At 62.1% G+C, this 3,222-nt stretch carries 3 protein-coding genes; 1 reads left to right on the forward strand and 2 read right to left on the reverse strand.

Annotated elements, in window-relative coordinates:
* Positions 1-146: 146 nt before the first annotated feature.
* Positions 147-626, forward strand: coding sequence for a hypothetical protein (locus ACK4SV_RS16025; protein ID WP_409918845.1), 480 nt, complete (start codon positions 147-149; stop codon positions 624-626).
* Between the two features lie 66 nt (positions 627-692).
* Here ACK4SV_RS16025 and istB read toward each other — a convergent pair whose 3' ends face one another.
* A complete protein-coding gene (gene istB / locus ACK4SV_RS16030) occupies positions 693-1,487 on the reverse strand; it encodes an IS21-like element helper ATPase IstB (RefSeq protein WP_409918846.1) in 795 nt (264 codons plus the stop codon).
* A complete protein-coding gene (gene istA, locus ACK4SV_RS16035; RefSeq protein ID WP_409918847.1) occupies positions 1,477-3,009 on the reverse strand; it encodes an IS21 family transposase in 1,533 nt (510 codons plus the stop codon). The genes istB and istA overlap by 11 nt, the downstream gene beginning before the upstream one ends.
* Positions 3,010-3,222: the final 213 nt, after the last annotated feature.

Here is a 3,222-nt window from a genome sequence, read left to right on the forward strand (position 1 = left end):
TCGGGCTGTGTTTCTTGTCTGTCATGATGCTCACCTTTTGAGAGTTTTACTCTCCGGTAAACCCGGGGCGGTTCAACATGAAAAACATCCACACCGATATCGGCGCCCTACTGGCCCGAAGCTGAAACAGAAAGAAAACAGAGACGATGACCTTCCAACCCTCCAATATTACGCCTGAATCGAAGGTCATCGACCCTCTGATTGATGCTGCCGAGGACGCCCGACACAGTGAGGCTGTGCCCGGCGATGCGCCAGAAGCCTGCGCCGATGAGGGCGCGCCGTCCGTGCTGTCGGAACCGGTGACCGGCGATACAGAGGAAGTCCCCACCTGCGCCAGCAGGCAGGACCCCCTGTCCGGTTCAGATAAGGCGGAACTGAATGATGCTTGGATCACGGGCGCGGACTCGCCGGAATGGCAGGCGCTGCTTGACCGCCCGATGACCTTCCTCTTGTCCAGATACAAGAACCGAGACGCCCGACAGACAGAGTGGAAGAACTTCACCGGGAGTTTTCGCGACTGGTTGGAAGGGGACGGCAAGGACGCGCTGTCCCGACATGTTGTGCGGCAGAAGAAGGGCTACTTCCCCGTAGTCTTCGGCGCCTCGGCGAAAGCCGAGGGCTGTTGATTTCCACCCAGAAGTGACCCGGGTTTTCCATCGAGAAGTGACCCACCTCTGATTATGGATTTCGGATCATGCTGGGGTCAAGGCATGGCTGGTCTCCTTCTTTTTCTTGGCCGCGGCTGCTGAACTGGCCTTGAAGCGGAAGCTGTCGTTTCCGGTCTCCAGGATGTGGCAGCGATGGGTGAGGCGGTCGAGCAAGGCGGTCGTCATTTTCGCATCGCCGAACACCGTGGCCCATTCGCTGAAGCTGAGGTTCGTGGTGATGACGACGCTGGTGCGCTCGTAGAGCTTGCTCAGCAGGTGGAACAGCAATGCTCCGCCTGAGGCGCTGAAGGGCAGATATCCGAGCTCGTCGAGGACCACGAGGTCGAGCTTGGTCAGACTTTCGGCGATCTGCCCGGCCTTGCCCTTGGTTTTTTCCTGTTCAAGGGCGTTGACCAACTCGATGGTCGAGAAGAAGCGGACCTTTCGGCGGTAATGTTCGATGGCCTGGATGCCGAGGGCCGTCGCGACATGGGTTTTTCCGGTGCCCGGGCCGCCGATCAGGACCACGTTCTGGGCACCGTCCATGAACTCGCAACGGTGCAGGGTCCGGACCGTGGCCTCGTTGATCTCGCTGGCGGCGAAGTCGAAGCCGGAGAGGTCCTTGTAGGCCGGGAAGCGGGCGGCCTTCATGTGATAGGCGATCGAGCGGACCTCGCGTTCGGCCAGTTCAGCCTTCAGCAGTTGCGACAGGATCGGGACAGCAGCTTCAAAGGCTGGCGCCCCTTGTTCGATCAGGTCGGTGACCGCATTCGCCATGCCATACATCTTCAAACTGCGCAGCATGATGACGATCGCACCGCTGGCGGGATCATGACGCATGGCGGCCTCCGGCGATCTGGGCGCGCAGACCGTCATAGCGTTCGACATTGGCCCTGGGCTCGTGGTGCAGGACCAGAGCCTGCGGGGTATCGAGTGGCGGTCCGCCGATCACCTTGCCGTCGACCAGCCGATGCAGCAGGTTCAGCACATGGGTCTTGGTCGGCACGCCCTCGGCCAGCGCGAGTTCCACGGCGGTGAGCACGGCCTGTTCATCGTGCTGCAGCACCAGGGCGAGGATGTCGACCATTTCGCGGTCTCCGCCGGGTTTGCGGAGCATGTGATCCTGCAACTGCCTGAAGGCAGGCGGCAATTCCAGGAAGGGTGCGCCATTCCGAAGCGCCCCGGGCTTGCGCTGAACGACCGACAGATAGTGCCGCCAGTCGTAAATCGTCCGTGGTGGCAGATGATGGCTGCGTTCGATGACCCGCGGATGTTCGCACAGGATATTGCCCTCGGCCGCCACGACCAGCCGGTCGGGATAGATCCGCAGGCTGACAGGGCGGTTCGCGAAGGACGCCGGAACGCTGTAGCGATTGCGCTCGAAGCTGATCAGACATGTGGGCGAGACGCGCTTGCTCAGCTCGATGAATCCGTCAAAAGCTGGCGGCAGCGGCATCAGCGCGGCCTGCTCCTCGGCCCAGATGTCGGCGATCGTGCCGGGCAGCGAACCGTGGGCCGTCTCGCGCCATAGCTCCACGCAGCGCTGCTCCAGCCAGGCATTCAGCGCGGCCAGATCGGGGAAGTCCGGCATGCCGTGCAGCATCTGGTGGCGAGAGTCGCGGACGTTCTTCTCGACCTGGCCTTTCTCCCAGCCGGCGGCGGGATTGCAGAACTCGGGTTCGAAGACATAGTGGTTCGCCATGGCGAGGAAGCGGATGTTGATCTGGCGTTCCTTGCCTCGGCCGACGCGATCCACGGCCGTCTTCATGTTGTCATAGATCCCGCGTCCCGGCACGCCGCCGAAGACCCGGAACGCGTGCCAGTGGGCATCGAACAGCATCTCATGGGTCTGCAGGAGATAGCCGCGCACAAGAAAGACCCGGCTGTGCGCCAGCTTGATATGCGCCATCTGCAGCTTCGTGCGCTCGCCACCCAGAACGGCGAAATCCTCGCTCCAGTCGAACTGGAAAGCCTCGCCCGGGCGGAAAGACAGCGGGACGAAGGTCCCGCGCCCTGTGGTCTGTTGCTCGCGCTGGCGATCCGCCCGCCATTGACGGGCGAAGGCTGCCACCCGGCCATAAGAACCGGTAAAGCCGAGCGTCACGAGATCAGCATGCAGCTGCTTCAGCGTCCGCCGCTGCTTGCGTGACTTGCCCGCTTCGGTCTTCAGCCAGGCTGATAGCTTGTCGGCAAAGGGATCCAGCTTGCTCGGCCGTTCCGGCGTAGCGAAGGCAGGCTCGATCGTTCCAGCCTTCAGGTGCTTCTTGACCGTATTGCGAGACAGGCCAGTCCGTCTGGCAATCTCGCGGATCGGAAGTCCGTGCCGCAGCCGAAGCTTCCGGATGATGTTCAAAAGTCCCATGTGGATCACTCCGTTGCCCCCCGTCGCTCGCCGCGTGGGGGAAGGGTCACATGGGTCAAATCTCAATGGAAATTATGCGCCCACCCGGGTCACTTCTGGGTGGAAATCAACACGGTATGGATCATCGAGTCGTCGCTGGCTGCGGTGAGGCCGCCAGCCGCGGCTGCAATCTCAAGCACAGCAGGTTCGGCCGCGGTAGCACTCTCAGCAGTC

The organism is Hyphomonas sp., assembly GCF_046313735.1.
Taxonomy (GTDB): domain Bacteria; phylum Pseudomonadota; class Alphaproteobacteria; order Caulobacterales; family Hyphomonadaceae; genus Hyphomonas.